Here is a 20,532-nt window from a genome sequence, read left to right as displayed (position 1 = left end):
AAATGAAAAAACAGTTGACCAGATTAGTACTCGTTTCTTTGTCCATTTTTGCCTTTGCGTGTAACCAGAGCGATCCTGCTCCAAAAGGGGATTATGTGCGGGGTGTGTTTGTGATCAATGAAGGAAACTTCAGCCAGAACAACGGTGCGATATCCTTCTTCTCAAGAGAAATGACCAACGCAGCCGATGATCTGTTCAAGACAGTCAATGGCGCTGATTTCCAGGGGGGAGCACAGGGTTACACGGTCATAGGAGACGAAGGTTTCATATTGGTTGACAATGACAAGGGGTCCGACAGACTGGAAATCGTGAACAGCAATACATTTGAAAAAATAGCAACCATTGTTTCCCCGGAGATTGAAAACCCGCGTGAAATAGTTGGTTCGAGCAACAAGGCATACATTTCGTGCTGGGGAACCAACGCTGACTACAGCTACCAGACAGGCTATATTGCGGTCGTCGATGTTTCTACAAACAAAGTGATCAAAAAAATAAACATAGGCGCCGGACCTGAAAACCTGGTCTACCACAATGGAAAATTGCTGGTAGGTACCTATTCTTTCGGTGGCGGAAATACGCTCACAATCATCAACACAGCAACAGACGAAATTGAAAAAACTGTCACTTTAAATGGTGTACCTTCACCGATCGGGGTGGATGCAAACGGGAAATTGTGGGTAGCTGCGAGTAACCAGGCGGTTCGTATGAATGCTGAAACTTATGCCGTGGAGGCAGTACTTCCGATTGGATCTGATGGTTCAAAATCGGCGGAAAATTTTGTTTTCAGCTCCGATCGCAAGAATATTTTCTTTGTGCTGTCATATTATAATAGTGCCGGTTTGAAAGCTGGGGAAACCTATAAATTCGATGTCGGAGCTACACAGATCAACTTGGCAACGCCTCTTATCAAACGGGCTTTCACCGGATTGGCTGTTGATCCGTTGCAGAGCCTGATCTATGCGGGAGTAACGCCGAACTACGGCCAGGCGGGCTACGCTGTTCGGTACCGGACAGATGGGAGTGTAGTGGATTCAATCAAAGTAGGTGTGGCCCCTACCGGCTTCTTCTTTAAATAAATGGATTTGGAAAGCTGAAAAAGCCCAAAGGGCTGAAATTGTTCTAGCTAGAAAGGATTTGGATATTCCAAACCCCAGCGGGTTGACATCTTGTATAATGTCAACCCGCTGGGGTTTTCTTCTTTTTCTTGACCGGTTTTTCTATCATAATTACATCCCTTCGGGATTGGTGTGCGGTACGAATCCAGAAAAATATGCAACAAAAAAATCTCCCGTTTCCGGGAGACTCCATGTAATTTTTCAAAAAAACTGATATGCTATTATTTAAAAAAACCTTGCGGATCGGGCAACTTGGCTTTCAATAATTCGACAAAATCGAGATTCATCTGCGTAAAATCGAGTACCCTGCCTTTGTGCAAATGTTCCCAGGATTTGTCAAGCTCATTAAGATTGTAATGCAGCAAAGCCAGATTATACTGCCCCAGCGCATAAGTCGAATCCAGCGCAGTTGCATGTTTCAAAAGCTCCGCCGCCTCATCCAACTCCTCCTTTCGGCTCGTTATTGCATATAATTTCAGATCAACCGTAGAAAGATCGACCAGCAAAGGGACATTATTACCCTGAATCCCGATGCCTCGGCTCAACATTCTTTTGGCATCCACCCAATTTTCTCTCTGATAGGAAACCACTCCCAATCCCCAGTAAACCTCTACATTTTTGTCGTTTAATAAATGGGCCAGGTTGAAACGGTAACAGGCCGTATCCAATGATCCTTCCTGAAGATATTCCCAGGCACGGGTTGCAAAAAAACTGCTTGCTTCCGTCCGGCTGCTAAAGGACTTGTCACACTCACTCAGAAATTTGATTTCCTCATCGATCTGATCGGAGGTCTTGCTGATTTCTCCGAAAAGCGGGAGTATGCGTCTTTCCTTTAGTTCAAGTGGCTTTTTCTGAGCAACGTTAGTATCTGTGTTAGGTCCGGCACTCGCCAAATGCGTGTTTTGCGCCAAGCCAAATACAGGTATTAAGATTGCAAGCCAAATAACAACAGATTCTTTCATAAAATATTTAATAGAGAAACAGGTTTTCTATTGTCCAAGTTAAACGGAATATTTCAAAATGTATTGCATTATCTTCTTTTACTTCTGCCCGACGAATTACGTCTGTTCTGGCCTCCCTTACCAACCGGGCGGGATGGCTTATGAAACACCTTTTTCTTCTCATGAAACGCCCCGAGGAACGTAGGATCTTCTTTTCTTTTCTGGTTATCTATTTCCCTTAACAGGTCCTGGCGCTCATTATGCGGGGTTGCCACAACCTCCACTTCCTCCGGTAACTCCCTGCGGGGAATCTCCATCCGTATCATATTCTCTATTTTCCGGATGTGGTATTCGTCTGCAACAGTCATAAAAGTAATGGCCTCCCCCACGTGGTTTGCACGGCCTGTCCGGCCGATCCTGTGCACGTAATCTTCATAGATCAAAGGCACATCAAAGTTGATCACGTGGCTTACTTCTGTAATATCAATTCCCCTGGCAACAACATCCGTCGCTACCATCACCCGCACCGATCCTTCCCGAAATGCTTCCATGGAATTTGTGCGGGTATTCTGTCCTTTATTGGCATGGATCACTTTGAGCTCATGCTCTTTTACAACTCTTTCCAATAAATTCTGATGAACAAGCCCGGCAACTTCCCGGCTTCGCGTAAAAACAAGAACACGGTTAAATGCTTCTTCGTCACGCAGAAGATGTGTCAAAAGGTTGATTTTCGTCCGGAAATTGGGGACTTCATATATGGATTGGGAAACCATCTCAGCCGTAGTCGCCTGCGGCGTAACTTCAATACGCGTCGGGAATTCCAGGAATTCATAAGACAGCTTTTCAACTTTCTCCGAGAATGTCGCCGAAAAAAGCATGTTCTGTCTTTTAGTGGGAATGATCTCGAGAAGCTTTCTGATTTGCGGCATAAAGCCCATATCCATCATTTTATCGGCCTCGTCCAGGATCATTACATTGAGGTGCTTTACAACAATTTCCTCCTTGAAATACAGATCCATAAACCTCCCCGGCGTAGCCACGATAATATCCACGCCCTTGCGGATCGCGTCCGTCTGTGCTTTCGGCCCCACTCCTCCAAAAACCACCACTGTCCGGATATCGGTGTATTTGCTCAACTGAGTGATCGCCTCTGAAATCTGCATGGCCAGCTCGCGTGTAGGAGCGAGGATCAGCGCCCGGGGATGTTCCCCCTGCGCATATTTGATCCGCATGAGCAACGGTAATGTATAGGCAGCAGTTTTGCCTGTGCCAGTCTGGGCAATACCTAAAATGTCCTGTCCTGCCAATGCAAGCGGAATTGCCTGCTCCTGTATCGGGGTAGGTTCGGTATATCCCGCTTCTTCAACGGCATTGAGTAATTGACGGTTAAGCTTGAACTGCTCGAATTTGTTTTGCGTAGTCTGCATCGTGCAAAGGTACGAAAACTAAAATCAGTCGCGAAGATTAAGAGCCGATAGCCTTTTCTACCATGGCCGCTGAACCGAGGTAGATAGGCGAACGCTGGTGAAAACTGGAAGGAACGATATCCAGGATTGGGCCGAAGCCATCTGACGCCTTGCCGCCCGATTTTTCGGCTATAAATGCCAGAGGGTAACATTCATAGAGTAGCCTAAGCTTGCCCTTCGGGTCTTTTTTCGTAGACGGATATAAGTATATGCCGCCTTTTAAAAGGTTCCTGTGAAAGTCGCCGACCAGGGAGCCGATATATCTTGCACTGAGGCTTTTTTCTTTGCATGTGCCGATGTAGTGCTTTACAAACTCGGGGTAACTGTTGTAATGTCCTTCGTTGATTGAGTAAATACTGCCGTTAGTAGGGCAACAGATATTTTTATGGGATAAAATAAACTCGCCGAGAGAATGATCATAGGTAAAACCATTCACTCCGTCACCTGTGGAATACACCAGCATCGTTGAAGAACCGTACAAGATATAACCTGCCGCAATCTGCTTTCTCCCGCCCTGAAGAAAATCCTCCTTTGTAGCAGGTTCGTTGATTGGGCTTACCCTGCGGTAAATTGAGAAAACAGTGCCAATCGAAACATTAACGTCAATGTTGGAAGAACCGTCGAGCGGATCCATCGCCACCACATATTTACCATGGTTGTTACCTGTATGTATAATGTCTTCGTCTTCTTCGGAAAGTATCGCACAAACTTCCCCTCCGTTTTTGAGCGCTCTGATAAACCTGATGTTCGCTACAATGTCGAGCTTCTGCTGATTTTCGCCCTGCACGTTTTCCGTTCCGTTGCCGCCGGCTATATCCACCAGCCCGGCACGGTTTATCTCTCGGTTGATAATTTTCCCGGCGAGGGCGATATCCCTCAAAAGCTGCGACAACTCTCCCGTGGCGTAAGGAAACGCGCTTTGACTGTGCATGATAAACCTGTCGAGTGTGACGCCTACCGGGATAGCTAATTCTTGTGCGGTCTTTGTAATCATATTCGCTGAGTTAAGAATATTTACAGGAAATTTACACCTTCATTTTTCATAATTCAAACAGTTTCAACTAATAAAATTTTTTAATAAATAATATGATTATATCTCAATAAAATAATTATTTAATCCTAAGGTTGAGGTAGTTAATAAATCGTCGCGTTGTACTTTTCCTGATTTAATAATTGTAAATCGGACAAATAAAAAAGCGCGGGTTTCTCTGCCCGCGCTTTGAATTTTACAATTAACAAAAATCTATCCGAGCCTCACGAGCGCTTCTTTCAAAGTTTCGATTTTAGCCTCAGCATCAGCCTGTTTCTGACGCTCTTTTTCCACTACATCTCCTTTTGCATTCTGGACAAAACGCTCGTTGGAAAGTTTGCTCTTCACGGATGCAAGAAATCCCAAGGTGTATTGCAACTCCTTCTGAAGATTTTCACGCTCGGCTTCCACATCCAGCTCGTCTGCCAGATTGATAAAAAATTCATCCGACTTCACGCGGAACGAGGTCCCCTCTCCTTCTTTATTAACATAAGCAACGGATTCTACATTGGCCAGCTTCTGTATTAAGGACTCCAATTGCTGATAGCGCGCAGCGTTATCGGTTTTGATAGCCAGAGGCAATACAGTTTTCGGGCTGATATTTTTAGCATTGCGCAAATTTCTGATCGAAGAAACCAGCTCGAAGAAAATATCGAAATCACTGAGTATTTCCTGATTAACACTTTCAGGCTGCGGAAAAGGTGCGATGCAAATCGATTCCTTATCTTTCCGTTCCAGGATATTCTGCCAGATTTCCTCTGTGATAAAAGGCATGAACGGATGCAGCAGGCGCATCAGTCTATCGAAAAAATCGAGCGTAGCATCATATGTAGCCTGATCGATCGGCTGCTCAAAATTAGGTTTGATCATTTCCAGATACTGGGCACAGAAATCATCCCAGATCAATTTGTAAACCGAATTCAGCGAATCCGAAATACGGAATTTGGAAAAATGGTCCTGAACTTCTAAAAGTGTCTGGTTCAGCTTGCTTTCAAACCAGTCGATCGCCAGTTTGGATCCATCCGGCGAACCGATTGAACCATCTACGTTCCAGCCCTTTACCAGTCTGAACGCATTCCATATCTTATTGCCGAAATTCCGTCCCTGCTCAATCAGTTTGTCGTCATAAGGCAGATCATTTCCTGCCTGTGAACTGAAAAGCATCCCCGTTCTGATACTATCCGCCCCATATTGGTCGATGAGATCAATCGGGTCAGGGGAATTACCGAGCGACTTGGACATTTTCCGTCCAAGCTTATCCCGCACAATTCCTGTCAGATATACATTCTTAAAAGGGTAATTGCCGCGATATTCGTAGCCGGCAATAATCATCCTCGCTACCCAGAAAAACAGGATCTCTGGCGCCGTAACCAGGTCATTTGTAGGATAATAATAATTCACTTCTTCATTGTCAGGCTCCTTTATCCCGTTAAAAACAGATATCGGCCAGAGCCAGGAAGAAAACCAGGTGTCCAGTACATCCGGGTCCTGTGTAAGGTCTTCTTCCGTCAGAGCAAAAAGCTGGTGCTCATGTTGCGCTTTTCGCAAAGCTTCGCGCTTCGACTTAGCAATAATGATCGTCCCGTCGTTGAGGTAATAAGCGGGAATCCGGTGTCCCCACCAAAGCTGACGGCTGATATTCCAGTCACGGACATTTTCCATCCAGTGACGGTATGTATTTTTGAACTTGGGCGGGATCAGCTGAACGGTATCGTTCATGACATTATCAAATGCCGGCTTGCTGATCTTTTCCATTTTTAAAAACCACTGCTCCGAAATCCTGGGTTCGATCACCACATTCGTCCGCTCGGAATGTCCGACGTTGGATTTATATTCTTCTGTTTTTACCAGATTACCCGATTCTTCCAGCAGTTTGACAATCTTTTTTCTTGCAATAAAACGATCTTCACCCACCAGTATCTGCGCTTTTTCATTGAGCGTACCATCTTCGTTCAGCAAATCTATTATTGGCAGATTATGTCTTTTTCCAAGTTCATAATCATTGGTATCATGCGCAGGCGTTACTTTCAGACAGCCCGTACCGAACTCCATTTCTACATAATCATCCGCAATAACCGGGATCGCACGGTTGATCAGGGGAATTAATACCTGCTTGCCGATCAGGTGCTGGTAACGTTCATCGTTCGGATTGACACAAATCGCTGCATCGGCCATGATCGTCTCAGGGCGCGTAGTCGCAATCACAACCCCCTCCTCCATACTCCCTCCTCCATTCTCCACAGCAAGAGGATACCGAAGATATACCAGCTTCTGGTTGACCTCTTTCATAATCACCTCCTCATCAGAAACGGTTGTCAGCGCCTGCGGATCCCAGTTCACCATGCGGTGTCCACGGTATATCTCTCCTTTATGATACAGGTCAATAAAAACATCGATAACCGAATCGTACAGATCGGGCTCCATGGTAAAACGCGTGCGGTCCCAGTCGCAGGAAGCGCCCAGTTTACGCAGTTGTTTCAGGATGATACCACCATATTTATGGGTCCATTCCCAGCAATATTCCAGAAATTCGTCTCGGGTAAGATCACGTTTATTGATACCACGCTCTTTCAGCATTGCTACCACCTTTGCCTCGGTAGCAATGGATGCATGGTCTGTTCCCGGCACCCAGCAGGCTTCTTTGCCTTCCATACGTGCTTTCCGGATCAGGATGTCCTGTATGGTATTATTGAGCATATGCCCCATGTGCAACACTCCGGTGACATTTGGAGGAGGAATGACAATCGTGTAAGGTTCCTTGTCGGGATTCGGTGTGGAACGGAAATACTTGTTCTCGATCCAGTAGGAATACCATTTATCCTCTATCTCCTGGGGGGCGTATGTTTTGGAAATCATTCGTGTAGGTAGAAATTTACTGTAAACAGCAGTATGCCATCTTAAAAAGATGGCAAGTTAGGAGTTGCCAACGAAATTTCTAAACTATTGTTCCTCTTTGCGGGTCGGCAGCCAAACCGTAAATGTGCTTCCCTCCCCAGGTTTGCTTTCTACCTCAACGGTCCCTTCGTGGGCTTCAACCATCTTTTTCACATAGCTCAGTCCCAGTCCAAAACCTTTTACATCATGCACATTCCCGGTCGGTACCCGGTAAAAAGTATCGAAGATCCGCTGCTGCTGCTCGCGATTCATGCCAATGCCATGATCCGAAATAGATACTGATATACCATCATTTTCATTTTTCGTTCTGATGGCCAGATAGAGCTTTTCGGGTGAATATTTGATGGCGTTATCGATCAGGTTATTCAGGATATTGGAAATATGGACTTCGTCTGCGGATACTATTTCATTGTTGGCATCAAACTCCAGTTCCACCTCCCCCTCTTTTTGCTCGATCTGCACACTCTGCCCATTCAGGGCTTTTTCTATCAGATCATGGATATTCGCGTCGCTTATTTTGAGCTTAACATGGCCTTTGTCCAGAAGTGCCATTTGCAGTACTTTTTCAACGTGCGTGCCAAGGCGCCGGTTTTCTTCCCTGATAATGCCCAGATAACGGTCGAGGCGGGAGCCGTTTTGTGTTACTGTTGCCGAATTTTCCTGCGCCATCTCAGCCGCAAGCGCGATCGTCGAAATAGGCGTTTTAAATTCATGTGTCATATTATTGATAAAATCGTTCTTAATGTCCGACAATTTTTTCTGGCGGACAATGGTGGTCACGGCCATATAAAAACAAGCCATAATCACGACGATAAGAATCCCCGACCCTCCAAACATAACCCCCATATTACTGAGGATATATTTTTGCTGATCAGGAAAATACACATAAAGCGCGTTTTGAGCAGAAAGCGTTTCATTCGGGAAAAGCGACGCCTTATATGACTTTTCTTCCCATTCCCTGCGTTTGAGACTGGCCGTCGAGAAGATGAGGTTGGTATCTGTCTGCCCACCGACCGCAAACTCGTAGTCCAGTGAAATACCATTTGAAACCAATTCCTTTTTTAGCAAAGTATCCAGCAAAAAACGGTTCACACGTTGCTGTATGGGTCTTTTAGTATAAATGAAATCTTTCATGACCTCTTTCAGCAGATCAGCCCGGTCGGTGTCCTTCGAATTGATAACAACCTGGGATTTGGAGCGGGTGCCTTTGCCAACATTTGGAACAACTACCTTCCGGTCTGCAAGCTGCCTTGACGATGTATCCAGGCCATTTTTTGTTTTCCAGGATCTCCTGCTCTCGGCTGCATCCATTTCCTGCAGAGCATGCCCAAGGCGTTTTTCATCATCTATTCTTCTGCGCATGAATTCATCTATACCCGCAAGACCAAATTGCTGCGCCTGAAAAAATTCTTCCATGATCTGCTGCTGGTGATCGACCATCACGCGGAAATTCGGGCTGAGGACGTCGGTTGGAACCGCTTCCGTGATAATCCGGTAGTGTATTTCTTCTCCGTCGGGACCAATCGCAATTTCCACCTTCGGCTGCGTTCCAACAGTGTTTTCTTTTTTTTCGGGCTTATGTTGGGCGGTTCTTTTCACGGGCATATTCCGGAGCTGAGTGATCCGTTCCAGCCTGCTTTTTTGCTGCTCCGTTTCAATCCGTCGCTGAAGCAGGTACATCATCTCCTGCTTTTCCAACCTATGCACTACCTCCTGAACAGATTCCGATACTTTCTGATTAAACTGATCATTTTTGATCGAGATCGCTTCTCTGATCCAGTACCATTGAAATCCGATCAGGCCGATCAGTGCCAGGCACATCAGGCCTACTATGATTTGAATTTTCCTTTTCGTCATAAATTTTCAATTCACCATGCAACGCCGCATTTCATTTCCCCGACATTCTTACCGTCAACAAATTTAGTGGTTCCACTCCCTCCGATCATATTTTTAACATTATTTAACAGCCATTAAAATAAGCAGTTAATAAGTTTGTAAACCATTCATACACAAAAACAAAGCACATGATGAGACCTTTTTCATTTCAAAAAATTACATTGTTTTTCTTATTGCTGACCGCGTCGGCAGTAATGTGTACAGTTCAGGCCCAGTCCGATCAAAAGGACAAAAAGACCAGTCTGCGCATCAAGGTGAGGGAAGATGATAATGGTAAAGTTCGGAATATCGAGAAAAACTACCAGGTTGGTGCAATGTCCGACGAGGAGAGAAGAAAGTTTGTGGACAAAGTGCTGGATTCTCTGGACGTAAAATCCAAAAACCGGTCGGTGTCGGTGACCATCGATGATGCGGACGGCAACAAGCAGGAAGACATCCTTATTTCTAAAAAACGCCAAAAAGTGATTATCGACCACCGTGATGACCGCGAGCCTCTGGCTTTTCACTGGAGTGATGATTTATCCAATGACTTTAATTTCAATTCTGAAAAATTCCGTTCCCAATGGAAAAGCATGGAAAAAGACCTAAAACCCAGGGCCAAAGTTTTCATGAAGGACATGGAAAACTGGGGAGACCGGATGGGGGATTTTTGGGAAAAAGAAGTTACCAAACCGGCCAGTATCCGTGCGCTGAATGTTTATTCCAATAATCCCGACAACGGTGTACTGAATCTGAGGTTCAGCGTTCCGGAAAAGGGCGATGTGACTGTGACTGTTACGGATACAAAAGGAAAGGAAGTAGGCAAAAGGGAAATCAAGGATTTTGAGGGCGAGTTTGTCGGCCAGATCGACCTCAAAAAAAATACCAGGGGAACTGTCTTTGTGACAGTCGTTCAAAATGAGGACGGAACCGTAAAAAGAGTTGTGATTCCCTGAGATCGCCTAAGTTCTTAAAGCAAATCCCCTTCATTGAAACAATGAAGGGGATTTTTTCTACAAAAAATAACTAAACTATTAGGCTGACATTTAGTAAGAATTGTAAATTTGCCGAAAATCACCATCCGACTGCGACATCAATTTTCATAGCAACTATGCTGAATCTTATACTGTTTGGCCCTCCGGGTGCCGGAAAAGGCACTCAAAGTGAAAAAATTATCTCCGAATACAAACTTATCCACCTGTCCACCGGTGATTTGCTGCGTTCCGAAATCCAGGCTGGTTCAGAGCTCGGCCTTAAAGCTAAGACATTGATGGATCAGGGAATTCTTGTTCCCGATGAAGTGGTGATTGGCATGATTGATAATAAATTGAAAGAACACAGGGATGCAGCCGGATTTATTTTTGACGGGTTCCCAAGAACTGTGAAGCAGTCTGAGGCACTGGATGAGCTGCTATCGTCCTATAATGAAAGCATATCAGTCATGATCGCACTCGTAGTAGACGATAACGAGCTGCTGGCACGTCTGCTTAACCGGGGTAAAACTTCCGGCCGTCCGGACGACCAGAATGAACAGCTGATCAGCAAAAGGATTCAGGAGTATAATAACAAGACAAAACCTGTTGCAGATTACTACCAGAATCAGAACAAATTTGTTGCCATAGACGGTATTGGCGAAATAGACTTTATCTTTGGAGAAATTACCAAAGCTATCTCAAAGTTCCGCTAGACTAATTTTTCAATTTTCACTATACACATGGCTTCTTCCAACTTTATAGATTACGTTAAAATTAATGTGCGCTCCGGTTCCGGCGGCGCAGGTGCATTGCATTTCAGGCGTGAAAAGCATGTTGAAAAAGGGGGACCTGACGGCGGAGATGGCGGTCGGGGCGGACACGTGATCCTCAAAGGCAATTCCCAGCTCTGGACTCTTTTGCACTTAAAATATACCAAGCACATCAAAGCCTTTGACGGAAAGGGCGGCGAAGGAGGAAGAAGAAGCGGGGCGATAGGAAAAGATATTATTCTTGATGTACCGCTCGGCACTATCGCAAAAAACGCCGAAACCGGTGAGCAGCTTTTTGAAATTACTGAAGACGGCCAGGAAGTTATCCTCTTAAAAGGTGGCCGTGGCGGAATGGGAAATGACCATTTCAAATCCGCTACCAATCAAACTCCTCAACATGCCCAGCCAGGTGAAGCCGGCCTGGAAGAATGGGTCATTCTTGAATTAAAAGTACTTGCCGATGTGGGATTGGTGGGTTTCCCCAATGCCGGAAAATCTACGTTACTCTCAGCCGTTTCTGCTGCCCGACCGGAAATCGCCGATTACCCGTTTACAACCCTGGTTCCTAATCTTGGTGTCGTTTCCTATCGTGATTACAAATCTTTTGTAATGGCCGATATTCCCGGTATCATCGAAGGTGCCTCGCAAGGGAAAGGGCTTGGGCTGCGCTTTTTACGACATATAGAGCGGAATTCTATTTTACTTTTTATGATCCCGGCAGACAGCCAGGACATTCATGCTGAATATCAAACCCTTCTACAAGAACTCAGGGTTTACAATCCTACCCTTTTAGACAAAGACCGTCTACTCGCTATTTCCAAAATGGATGTTCTCACCGACGATGAACGTGAAGAACTGAAAGAGAGAATTCCCTCAGATATTCCAAGTGTTTTTATTTCGGCAATAACCCAAGAGGGTATTGAACAATTAAAAGACAGGATATGGCTGCTCATTAATTCTACGTTTCCCGTAAAATAATTTTTTCTTGAAAGGGGCAACCTTTTGGTGCATCTTGTGTGTCCAAAGGGTTACCTTAATGAACATCCTTCATCATGAAAAATCGTCTACCATATCTTTTCTGGGTAGGGCTGAACTTAATAACACTAGCATCTTTTGGACAAATCAGCATTGATTATCCTTCCGACAGAATTGTATTTCAACGGGATAAGAATAATTCTGCCACCGTTTACATTGCCGGCAGCTACACCAAAGTAGCGGATCGTATCGAGGCCAAATTGAATGCCATGAATGAGGGAAATTCAACGGCATGGATTACAATACAGGACAATCCTCAAGGCGGCTTTTTTTCAGGCAGCATTGACGCGGTCGGAGGTTGGTACAACCTGGAAGTACGCGCCTGGAAGGGTGATCAGATCATTGATACCAAACAGGTTGGCCATGTAGGTATCGGAGAAGTTTTTATGGTTGCCGGACAGTCCAACGGACAGGGCTATTTCGGGGATGGTGCACAGGGTGCACAGGATGACCGTGTTAACTCCACTACTTATAATGGTACCGACGCACCGCCGGTCAATATGGATCTCCCATATCCTCAGTTTACGCATGTGAATGCCGACTCTTACATCGGTCCAAGGGGAAAGTCATCCTGGTCCTGGGGGAGACTTGGCGACCTGCTTGTCAACCGGCTCAGGGTCCCGGTTCTATTTTACAACGTGGCCTGGTATGGTACATCAGTGCGCGCATGGCGGGAAAGTATTAACGGGACCGGCTATTCTGCTTATACAGGTGTTCCTATCGAGCCGAATGGGATGCCCTACGGAAATCTGCGCGCCGTCATCAGGCAGTATACGCCCATAACCGGTATGCGCGGCATATTGTGGATACAGGGTGAAGCGGATAATGATGTCAATACAAGCGCTGACAGTTACCTGAACGACCTTCGAACTGTGATCGAAGCAAGCCGAAACGAATCCGGCAAAAACATTTCCTGGGTTGTTTCCCTCACCTCATACAATAACCGCAACGGAAGCGACAGCCAGGTTCTTGACGGACAGCAAAGGACAATAGATAATGTACCTAATGTTTTTAAGGGGCCTAATACTGACCTTATCCAGATACCGAGGGTGGACGACGAAGGTGTACACTTTATCAACGACGGTCTGGTGAATCTTGGAAATGCGTGGAGCGATGCACTGAATGATACCTTTTTTGCAAACTCCGACCCCTTTAAAGCTGTCAAGCCTGTCAGAGTCACCAGTGTATGTGTTGGCAACGGCAATGTCAGCTTAAATGCGGATAATGCGGGATATACTTCTGTAAGCTGGAATAACGGCCAGTCTGCGAACAACATTCAGGTCGGAAATGGTACTTACAGAGTAACCGCAAGAGACGACCGGGGTAACTACATTTATTCCCCTGAAATAAGGATACATGAATCCATATTGCCTGCGCAACCTACCATATCGTTAGAGGGAAGCAACCCTGTTTGCCTGGGCAACACGGCTACACTTGTATCCAGCACTTCTGAAAATCTCCGGTGGAGCAACGGGGCGACAAGTGATCGCATTCCGGTCACAGCGGCAGGTGAGTACTTTGTGACAACCAAAAATATTTATGGCTGCGAATCGACTTCGGACAAAGTAGCGATGCGTGTAGTTACATCTCCGCTTCCGGCAAAACCTAAAATTACAGTCACCGGAGAAATTGTTTTTTGCGATGGAGGTGAGGTAAATCTCAAGTCGGACTCAAATTTGAGCAACCTCTGGTCGAACGGAGCAAATACACAAAGCATTGCAGTAAAAAATTCTGGCGACTACCGCGTCAGAGCTTTGGATAATGTGGGCTGCTTTTCACCTGAATCAGATCCTGTCACTGTCAAAGTAAATCCGCTGCCTCAAAAGCCGGTGATCGATGTCGGGGGCGCCACTACTTTTTGCGACGGCGGTAATGTTAAATTAACGTCCAATTACGACAGCGGGAATATCTGGAGCAATGCTGCGACTACCAAAGCCATTTCTGCCACAATCAGCGGTAACTATATTTTGAAACAACGCGATGCGAACGGTTGCGAATCGTCGTCGGACCCGGTTTCAGTAAAAGTAAATTCGCTACCTGCAACACCAGCTATTACTGCATTAAGGCCTGTTACCTTCTGCGATCGGGATTATACAAGATTGAGGAGCAGCGATGCCTTTTCCTATCTATGGAGCAACGGTTCGACGGATAAAGAAATTGAAATACGTAAGTCAGGAGATTTTACAATTTCGGCACGGGACCAAAATGGATGTGTTTCACCTGCATCTGCGGTCATGAAAGTAGTGGCCAACCCGCTTCCCCAGCAACCAACCATCACAGCAGACGGCCCCCTTGTTTTTTGCGCAGACCTGAGTGTTAATCTGCAGTCTACCGCGGCGACAGGCTTTCTCTGGAGCAATGGCGCTTCCACGCAAACACTGAACGTCACAAAAGCCGGTACCTATTTTGTCCGGACCATCAATCAATTTCAGTGCTATTCTGACCCGAGTAACGAGATCACCACAGAAACACTTTCTCTTCCTCCTTCTCCAAAAGTTGAGGCACTGGGTGTGACGACTTTTTGTGACGGAAATTTTGTGATCCTGAAAGCTAACGAAGGAGGCGCTTTTTACTGGAATAACGGCAGTTTCGGTGATACGATACATGCCACAATTACCGGTAATTATTCAGCGCGTATCAAAGACGAAAAAGGTTGTTATTCCCCCTATTCGAAAGCAATTCCTGTGAGTGCCAAACCAATGCCAACCGTTCCGGTAATCAAGCAAACAGGCACGTATACCTTGCTGGCCGAAAATAACCTTAATGCAGGCGATCATGTGTGGAAGTTTAACAATGCCGCGTTGCCGGAAAAGAGCGCTACACTTAAAGCAACAAAATCAGGCACTTACACGGTGAACAATACGATTGTATATAGTCCGAGTCTTACCTGTTATTCGGGTTATTCCGCTCCTTTTGTTTTTTACAGAGACACCGAGAATCCTGGCTTCACCGCCTATCCGAACCCTTTGGTAAATGGTAAGATCTCGGTCGAAACACTCTACGATATCTCGAATGCAGAAGTCCAGGTTGTGGACAGCCGGGGCGTTGTTCACAAAAGCTTTAAGGTTAAGAGATTTGACAGCCAGCAGTTCTTTGATCTGAGCAGTCTTCCTGGCGGACTATACATGATACGGATAGTTTCATCAGCGCTCAATGCAAGTCAAAAGCTGGTTATAGTACGGTAATGCCGGTGTAGAATAAGCTTCTGATCAAAAAGACGGAATAGTGATATTTTAGCAAAAATAATCATTTACATTTGTGACCGTTTTGTAATATAATACATTAACAAATTAAAATATCTTAACCAACCAGAATATAAGACACTTTACTTTGTATTAAGAATCACAAATGCACAATAGAATTATTTTCCCGGTAGTGGCAAAGGCATTACTGTTGTTATTGATCACAACATCAGCAGTATTTTCTCAAATCAAAATCACTTCTCCTACCTTCCAGGCTGTTTATCAGCAAGATATAACTGGACAAAGGACAATTACTGTAACAGGAACATTTACCGTTTTGATGGACAAAATTGAGGTAAGAGCTGTTCCCGCTGTTACAGGTCAGGGTGTTGAAGTGCCCTGGCAAGACTTACAGATCGCTCCGAAGGGCGGCGTATTTGCCGGCAACATCACATTAAGCGGTGGCTGGTATACCCTCGAAGTACGTGCAGTTGCAGATGGGAAAGTAGTTGGACGTGATATTCTGGCGAGATTGGGCGTTGGAGAGGTATTCATCATAGCAGGCCAGTCCAATGCTCAAGGTTTAAAAGAATACCCCGGGCCCGCGGCTGTTGATGACCGCGTCATCTACGTTTCGAATTATGAAAACGACGAGCTCGGTGAATACAAAGACCTGCTTACGGATCCTGTTCCTCCTGCTTTCTCGAAAATCACAGGCAATCTCAAAACCATGTCCCCCAGGGGACAAACAGCCTGGTGCTGGGGAATTCTCGGCGATCTTTTGGTGGCGAAACTAAACGTACCGATCTTATTCATCAATGCAGCCTGGGAAGGCACTGCGATCGAAAACTGGGCAAAAAGTGCTATCGGGCAACCCACGTCAAGCCTTTATGGATATCCCTACGCCCCGGGAATGCCTTACGCGAATTTGAGAATCGCAGCCCGTAATTATGGGAACCAGTACGGCGTACGGGCAGTATTATGGATGCAGGGAGAAACGGACGGTTTCTTTGGGACATCGGCATCTGCCTACAGAAGCAATCTTCAGCAAATCATCAATCAACTTAGTTCTGACACCAACAAAAGGATCTACTGGGTAATAGCCAGAACCAGCAGGGCTTCCAACAGTAAGGACGTCCCATCAAAGGTCAACCCGGCTGTCATTGCTGGTCAGAATGCAGTTTTGGATACTCCATTTAACCCAACTTATGCAGGACCGGAAACAGATGGATTGGTGCCTAATCGACCTGACGGACTTCATTTTATCGGAACAGAAGCACTGACCATTCTGGCCAATGCCTGGGCGCAGAGCCTCGACGCGCGGTTCTTCTCCGAAGTGCCACCTGCTGCGCCGGCTCCTATTCCAAGTATTACAGCGAGCTGCGTCACCGAAAACAATGCCGTGTCCATTTCTCTGCCCACCGGATTTTCTTCTTATCTATGGAGTACCGGTGAGAAGAGTAATACCATCAAGGTATCCGCGGCGGGAACTTACCGGGCCACTGTGAAGGATGCGGTAGGAAATTCGATTCTTACCTCCGTCGTTGTACTCGATAATGGTGCAAAACCCAAACAGCCAACTATTTTACAACAAGGTGAACAGCAGGCCTGTGCTGACTCCTCCTTTGCATTTTCGGTTGCGGAAGGAAATGATATTTATAGCTGGTACAAGCAGGGTTCTAATAGTGTGATAGCAACCGGAGCAACAGCGAAAATATCGGAAAGCGGGAATTACGTTGTGAAAAGCCAGAATATATTCGGTTGCATTTCAGACAATTCCAATGCTTCAACTTTGATCATCAGGCCGAAAATCTCGAAGCCGGTTATCGAGTCGTCAGGACCGTTCAGTGCAACTGCTACCATCTCCGAGACCGGCTTAAATGAGCAATTTATATGGCGTCGCCCGGAAACAGAAACTGACACAACTGCTGAAATCGTGAAAATCCTGAAATCAGGAATCTATTCCACGAAAGCAAAAGTGCTTTATACGATCCAGAAAAATGACGGTCAGCCTAACCTGGAACTGGCATGTTATTCTGATACTGCCTCAAGGGAATTCAAAACCAACGAACAAAATGAGGTAGTGATCTATCCAAACCCTAGCCAGGGCGACTTCATTTATATTGAATCCAGAGACAATATCATTAACGCGACGGTAACGCTTTACGACATTTTCGGTCGGGTAATAAAAACGACAAAATCTGACCTGCTCGACAGTCGCGTTGAAATAGACCTTACGAATCTACCTACCGGCAAATACATCATGCGCGTAACCGGCGAGGGGCAGAGCCTGACCAAGCAGGTTGTTGTTCGCTAATAACCATTATTTCTTTGTATTCTCATAAATAAGCCCTGGTTCGCCAGGGCTTATTTAGTATGATACTAATTAGCCAAAAGAAAAAGTAAAGAATTTGATTGATAAATTTGCAAAGCCTAATTTTGAGAGTTAGTGAGAAAGTCACCGTTAACAACATTTTTACGTTATCGGTTAAGGTAATAATCCAATAAAAATCTCAATGAAAAACACATATCTTCCTTCCGATTATCTGCCTATTTTAGTTCAATTTTTACTGGCTGCGGGGTTCATTGGCGGAACGATGATCGTGACGCACCTGATTGGCCCGAGCCGCAAAAGCAAGTTAAAGGACGATCCTTTTGAATGCGGAATCGAGTCGGTGGGCGATGCCCGGACACCTATTTCTGTGAAGTACTTTCTGGTAGCAATCCTGTTTGTTCTCTTCGATGTAGAGGTTATATTTATGTATCCCTGGGCGGTTAATTTTAAAAGCTTAGGAATGTTTGGCTTCATTGAGATGTTACTGTTTATGGCACTATTACTTTCCGGATTTTATTACGTCATCCGTAAAGGGGTGTTGAATTGGGAAGAATAGACTTTAAACATTGTAATCCAGACAAATATGAAAGAGGTAACAATTGTAGATGCTCCGCAAGGACATAGCGGTTCTGGTTTTTTTGCAACTTCATTTGATGAAGCAATTGGTCTGGCCCGTAGTTATTCACTATGGCCACTTCCTTTCGCCACTTCCTGCTGTGGGATCGAATTCATGGCAACGATGGGCGCGCATTATGATATATCACGTTTCGGCTCTGAAAGGCCCAGCTTTTCTCCACGTCAGGCAGACTTGCTGATGGTAATGGGAACAATAGCTAAAAAAATGGCTCCGGTTGTCAAGCAGGTTTATCTTCAGATGGCCGAGCCGCGGTGGGTTATGGCAGTAGGTGCCTGCGCCTCAAGCGGCGGTATTTTTGACACTTACAGCGTTCTCCAGGGTATTGACAGGATCATTCCTGTTGACGTGTATGTTCCGGGATGCCCTCCAAGACCAGAGCAGATCATCGACGGTTTGATGCATATCCAATATCTTGCACAAAACGAAAAACTTCGCCGCAGGAACACTGACGAATATCAGCATCTTTTAGCATCATATAATATTCAATAAGGCCCTATGCTAAGTAACCAGGAGGTAGCCGAAGAGCTGTTGGGAAAATTTGGTGATCAGGTATTTGACTTTGAGGAACCATACGGAATGCTGACGCTTTCCACTACCCGTGAAGAAATCATCCCTGTTCTGGAATTTTTGCGCGATCACAAATCTTACCAGATCATTTTTTTAACTGATATAACCGGAGTCCAGTATCCTGACAAGACAGGACAGGAATTTATGGTGGTTTATCACATGCATAGTTTTGTGCATAATTTTCGTGTCCGCATTAAAGTATCCATTCCCGAAGCTGATATTCACATTCCGACAGCCACCGGACTTTTCGCAAGTGCAAACTGGATGGAACGTGAAACTTATGACTTTTTCGGAATCCTGTTTGACGGACATCCCAACCTGAAACGCATCCTGAATATTGAGGAAATGGATTACTTCCCGATGCGGAAGGAGTATCCTATGGAGGATGCCACCCGGGAAGACAAAATTGATGCCCTCTTTGGCCGATGACCCACTATTGAACTGAGTAAGACATGGCAGATATTGAATTATTACCACATAACATCCCGGCCAACTCCGAGTTACCTGAGCTGGTTGAAGAACTCACCACGCTCAATCTTGGTCCTACGCACCCTGCAACACATGGTATTTTTCAGAACGTCCTTAAAATGGATGGTGAAAAGATCGTTTCAGGAGAGCAGACCATCGGATATATACATCGTGCATTTGAGAAAATAGCCGAAAGAAGGCCTTATTATCAGATTACGACGCTAACTGACCGGATGAACTATTGTTCGTCTCCGATCAACAATCTTGGATGGCACATGACCATGGAGAAATTCCTTGGTGTGGAGGTTCCGAAAAGAGCGCAGTACATCCGCGTGATTATGATGGAACTGGCGAGGATCACGGATCATATTATTTGCAATAGCATTCTTGGAGTTGATACAGGAGCTTTCACGGGTTTCTTGTATGTAATGCAGAAGCGTGAGGAGGTATATGAGATTTATGAAGAAGTTTGCGGCGCCCGTCTGACTACCAATATGGGTCGGTTGGGAGGAATGGAAAGGGATCTTTCCAGTACCGCGATCCGCAAGATACACGAGTTTATCAAATCGTTCCCTCCTGTTTTACGTGAGCTTGAAAAGCTGCTGAACCGTAACAGGATCTTCATGGACCGGACAATCAATGTAGGCTCGATTTCACTGGAAAGAGCACTTTCATACGGTTTCACAGGCCCTAATCTCCGAGCAGCTGGTCTGGATTATGACGTTCGTGTCATGAACCCATATTCTTCGTACCAGGATTTTGAATTTGATATACCTGTAGGGCAGAACGGTGATACTTATGACCGCTACATGGTTCGGAATGAGGAAATGTGGCAGAGTCTGAAAATTGTTGAACAAGCAATCAACAATCTGCCGGAGGGCCCTTATTATGCTGATGCTCCCGAATATTATCTGCCTCCGAAAAATGAGGTCTATAAAAGTATGGAAGCTCTCATCTACCATTTTAAAATTGTAATGGGGGAAATAGATGCTCCTGCCGGTGAAGTATACCATGCCGTGGAAGGAGGGAATGGCGAATTGGGCTTCTACATGATCAGTGATGGTGGAAGGACACCTTACCGGCTCCATTTCAGAAGACCAAGCTTTATTTACTACCAGGCTTATCCTGAAATGTGCAAAGGCAGTTCATTGTCCGATGCTATTTTAACAATGAGTAGCCTCAATGTCATTGCGGGAGAGCTGGATGCTTAGTCGCCGCGGAATCCTTTTTGAAGATTTGTTT

The 20,532-nt window shown here is 45.4% G+C and carries 15 protein-coding genes; 10 read left to right on the top strand and 5 right to left on the bottom strand.

What is annotated here, in order from left to right; genetic code table 11:
* The first annotated feature begins 2 nt into the window (after nt 1–2).
* Nucleotides 3–1,076 (top strand): DUF5074 domain-containing protein, encoded by a 1,074-nt coding sequence (locus tag FBF61_RS18140; protein ID WP_229215112.1) that lies wholly within the window; start codon nt 3–5, stop codon nt 1,074–1,076.
* 260 nt (nt 1,077–1,336) lie between these two features.
* Here the strand turns inward: FBF61_RS18140 and FBF61_RS18135 are convergent, their stop codons facing one another.
* From FBF61_RS18135 to FBF61_RS18115, 5 genes are all read right to left on the bottom strand, one after another.
* Entirely contained in the window at nt 1,337–2,077 is a 741-nt protein-coding gene (locus FBF61_RS18135) for a tetratricopeptide repeat protein (protein WP_138479820.1), read from the bottom strand.
* 68 nt (nt 2,078–2,145) lie between these two features.
* Nucleotides 2,146–3,483 carry a DEAD/DEAH box helicase gene (locus FBF61_RS18130; RefSeq protein WP_138479818.1) on the bottom strand — a complete coding sequence of 446 codons (1,338 nt, stop codon included), beginning with the start codon at nt 3,481–3,483 and terminating at the stop codon, nt 2,146–2,148.
* Between the two features lie 37 nt (nt 3,484–3,520).
* Nucleotides 3,521–4,516, bottom strand: coding sequence for a class 1 fructose-bisphosphatase (gene fbp / locus FBF61_RS18125; protein WP_138479816.1), 996 nt, complete (start codon nt 4,514–4,516; stop codon nt 3,521–3,523).
* A gap of 249 nt (nt 4,517–4,765) precedes the next feature.
* Nucleotides 4,766–7,408 (bottom strand): valine--tRNA ligase, encoded by a 2,643-nt coding sequence (locus tag FBF61_RS18120; protein ID WP_138479814.1) that lies wholly within the window; start codon nt 7,406–7,408, stop codon nt 4,766–4,768.
* A gap of 84 nt (nt 7,409–7,492) precedes the next feature.
* Nucleotides 7,493–9,304: a sensor histidine kinase gene (locus FBF61_RS18115; protein ID WP_138479812.1), complete on the bottom strand. Its 1,812-nt coding sequence runs from the start codon at nt 9,302–9,304 to the stop codon at nt 7,493–7,495.
* 167 nt (nt 9,305–9,471) lie between these two features.
* Here FBF61_RS18115 and FBF61_RS18110 point away from each other — a divergent pair, with 167 nt between their 5' ends.
* From FBF61_RS18110 to nuoD, 9 genes are all read left to right on the top strand, one after another.
* Nucleotides 9,472–10,278 carry a T9SS type A sorting domain-containing protein gene (locus FBF61_RS18110; protein WP_138479810.1) on the top strand — a complete coding sequence of 269 codons (807 nt, stop codon included), beginning with the start codon at nt 9,472–9,474 and terminating at the stop codon, nt 10,276–10,278.
* Nucleotides 10,279–10,433: 155 nt separating this feature from the next.
* Nucleotides 10,434–11,009, top strand: coding sequence for an adenylate kinase (locus tag FBF61_RS18105; protein ID WP_138479808.1), 576 nt, complete (start codon nt 10,434–10,436; stop codon nt 11,007–11,009).
* Between the two features lie 27 nt (nt 11,010–11,036).
* Nucleotides 11,037–12,044 (top strand): GTPase ObgE, encoded by a 1,008-nt coding sequence (gene obgE, locus FBF61_RS18100; RefSeq protein ID WP_138479806.1) that lies wholly within the window; start codon nt 11,037–11,039, stop codon nt 12,042–12,044.
* 74 nt (nt 12,045–12,118) lie between these two features.
* Nucleotides 12,119–15,286 (top strand): sialate O-acetylesterase, encoded by a 3,168-nt coding sequence (locus FBF61_RS18095; RefSeq protein WP_138479804.1) that lies wholly within the window; start codon nt 12,119–12,121, stop codon nt 15,284–15,286.
* A 163-nt stretch (nt 15,287–15,449) separates the two neighbouring features.
* Complete coding sequence (locus tag FBF61_RS18090) at nt 15,450–17,600, top strand: T9SS type A sorting domain-containing protein (RefSeq protein ID WP_138479802.1); 2,151 nt, start codon at nt 15,450–15,452, stop codon at nt 17,598–17,600.
* Between the two features lie 199 nt (nt 17,601–17,799).
* Nucleotides 17,800–18,174, top strand: a complete 375-nt coding sequence (locus FBF61_RS18085; protein WP_138479800.1) for an NADH-quinone oxidoreductase subunit A — start codon at nt 17,800–17,802, stop codon at nt 18,172–18,174.
* Between the two features lie 27 nt (nt 18,175–18,201).
* The gene (locus FBF61_RS18080) at nt 18,202–18,744 is read left to right on the top strand and encodes an NADH-quinone oxidoreductase subunit B (protein ID WP_138479798.1); all 543 of its coding nucleotides are present in this window, start codon (nt 18,202–18,204) and stop codon (nt 18,742–18,744) included.
* A gap of 6 nt (nt 18,745–18,750) precedes the next feature.
* Nucleotides 18,751–19,251 carry an NADH-quinone oxidoreductase subunit C gene (locus FBF61_RS18075; protein ID WP_138479796.1) on the top strand — a complete coding sequence of 167 codons (501 nt, stop codon included), beginning with the start codon at nt 18,751–18,753 and terminating at the stop codon, nt 19,249–19,251.
* 23 nt (nt 19,252–19,274) lie between these two features.
* On the top strand, nt 19,275–20,501 hold the full coding sequence (gene nuoD, locus FBF61_RS18070; protein ID WP_138479794.1) for an NADH dehydrogenase (quinone) subunit D: 1,227 nt from the start codon (nt 19,275–19,277) through the stop codon (nt 20,499–20,501).
* The last annotated feature ends 31 nt before the right edge of the window (nt 20,502–20,532 follow it).

The sequence above is a fragment of the Dyadobacter bucti genome, from assembly GCF_005869225.1.
Classification (GTDB): Bacteria; Bacteroidota; Bacteroidia; order Cytophagales; family Spirosomataceae; genus Dyadobacter; species Dyadobacter bucti.
The sequence above is the reverse complement of the archived record's forward strand: the minus strand, read 5'-3'. Positions and strand labels throughout refer to the sequence as shown.

Coding starts and splice junctions, on each gene's coding strand:
- FBF61_RS18135 (WP_138479820.1), bottom strand. CDS start 2,077: ATGAAAGAATCTGTTGTTATTTGGCTTGCAATCTTAATACCTGTATTT.
- FBF61_RS18120 (WP_138479814.1), bottom strand. CDS start 7,408: ATGATTTCCAAAACATACGCCCCCCAGGAGATAGAGGATAAATGGTAT.
- fbp (WP_138479816.1), bottom strand. CDS start 4,516: ATGATTACAAAGACCGCACAAGAATTAGCTATCCCGGTAGGCGTCACA.
- FBF61_RS18130 (WP_138479818.1), bottom strand. CDS start 3,483: ATGCAGACTACGCAAAACAAATTCGAGCAGTTCAAGCTTAACCGTCAA.
- FBF61_RS18095 (WP_138479804.1), top strand. CDS start 12,119: ATGAAAAATCGTCTACCATATCTTTTCTGGGTAGGGCTGAACTTAATA.
- nuoD (WP_138479794.1), top strand. CDS start 19,275: ATGGCAGATATTGAATTATTACCACATAACATCCCGGCCAACTCCGAG.
- FBF61_RS18105 (WP_138479808.1), top strand. CDS start 10,434: ATGCTGAATCTTATACTGTTTGGCCCTCCGGGTGCCGGAAAAGGCACT.
- FBF61_RS18080 (WP_138479798.1), top strand. CDS start 18,202: ATGAAAGAGGTAACAATTGTAGATGCTCCGCAAGGACATAGCGGTTCT.
- FBF61_RS18090 (WP_138479802.1), top strand. CDS start 15,450: ATGCACAATAGAATTATTTTCCCGGTAGTGGCAAAGGCATTACTGTTG.
- FBF61_RS18085 (WP_138479800.1), top strand. CDS start 17,800: ATGAAAAACACATATCTTCCTTCCGATTATCTGCCTATTTTAGTTCAA.
- FBF61_RS18140 (WP_229215112.1), top strand. CDS start 3: ATGAAAAAACAGTTGACCAGATTAGTACTCGTTTCTTTGTCCATTTTT.
- FBF61_RS18115 (WP_138479812.1), bottom strand. CDS start 9,304: ATGACGAAAAGGAAAATTCAAATCATAGTAGGCCTGATGTGCCTGGCA.
- FBF61_RS18075 (WP_138479796.1), top strand. CDS start 18,751: ATGCTAAGTAACCAGGAGGTAGCCGAAGAGCTGTTGGGAAAATTTGGT.
- obgE (WP_138479806.1), top strand. CDS start 11,037: ATGGCTTCTTCCAACTTTATAGATTACGTTAAAATTAATGTGCGCTCC.
- FBF61_RS18110 (WP_138479810.1), top strand. CDS start 9,472: ATGATGAGACCTTTTTCATTTCAAAAAATTACATTGTTTTTCTTATTG.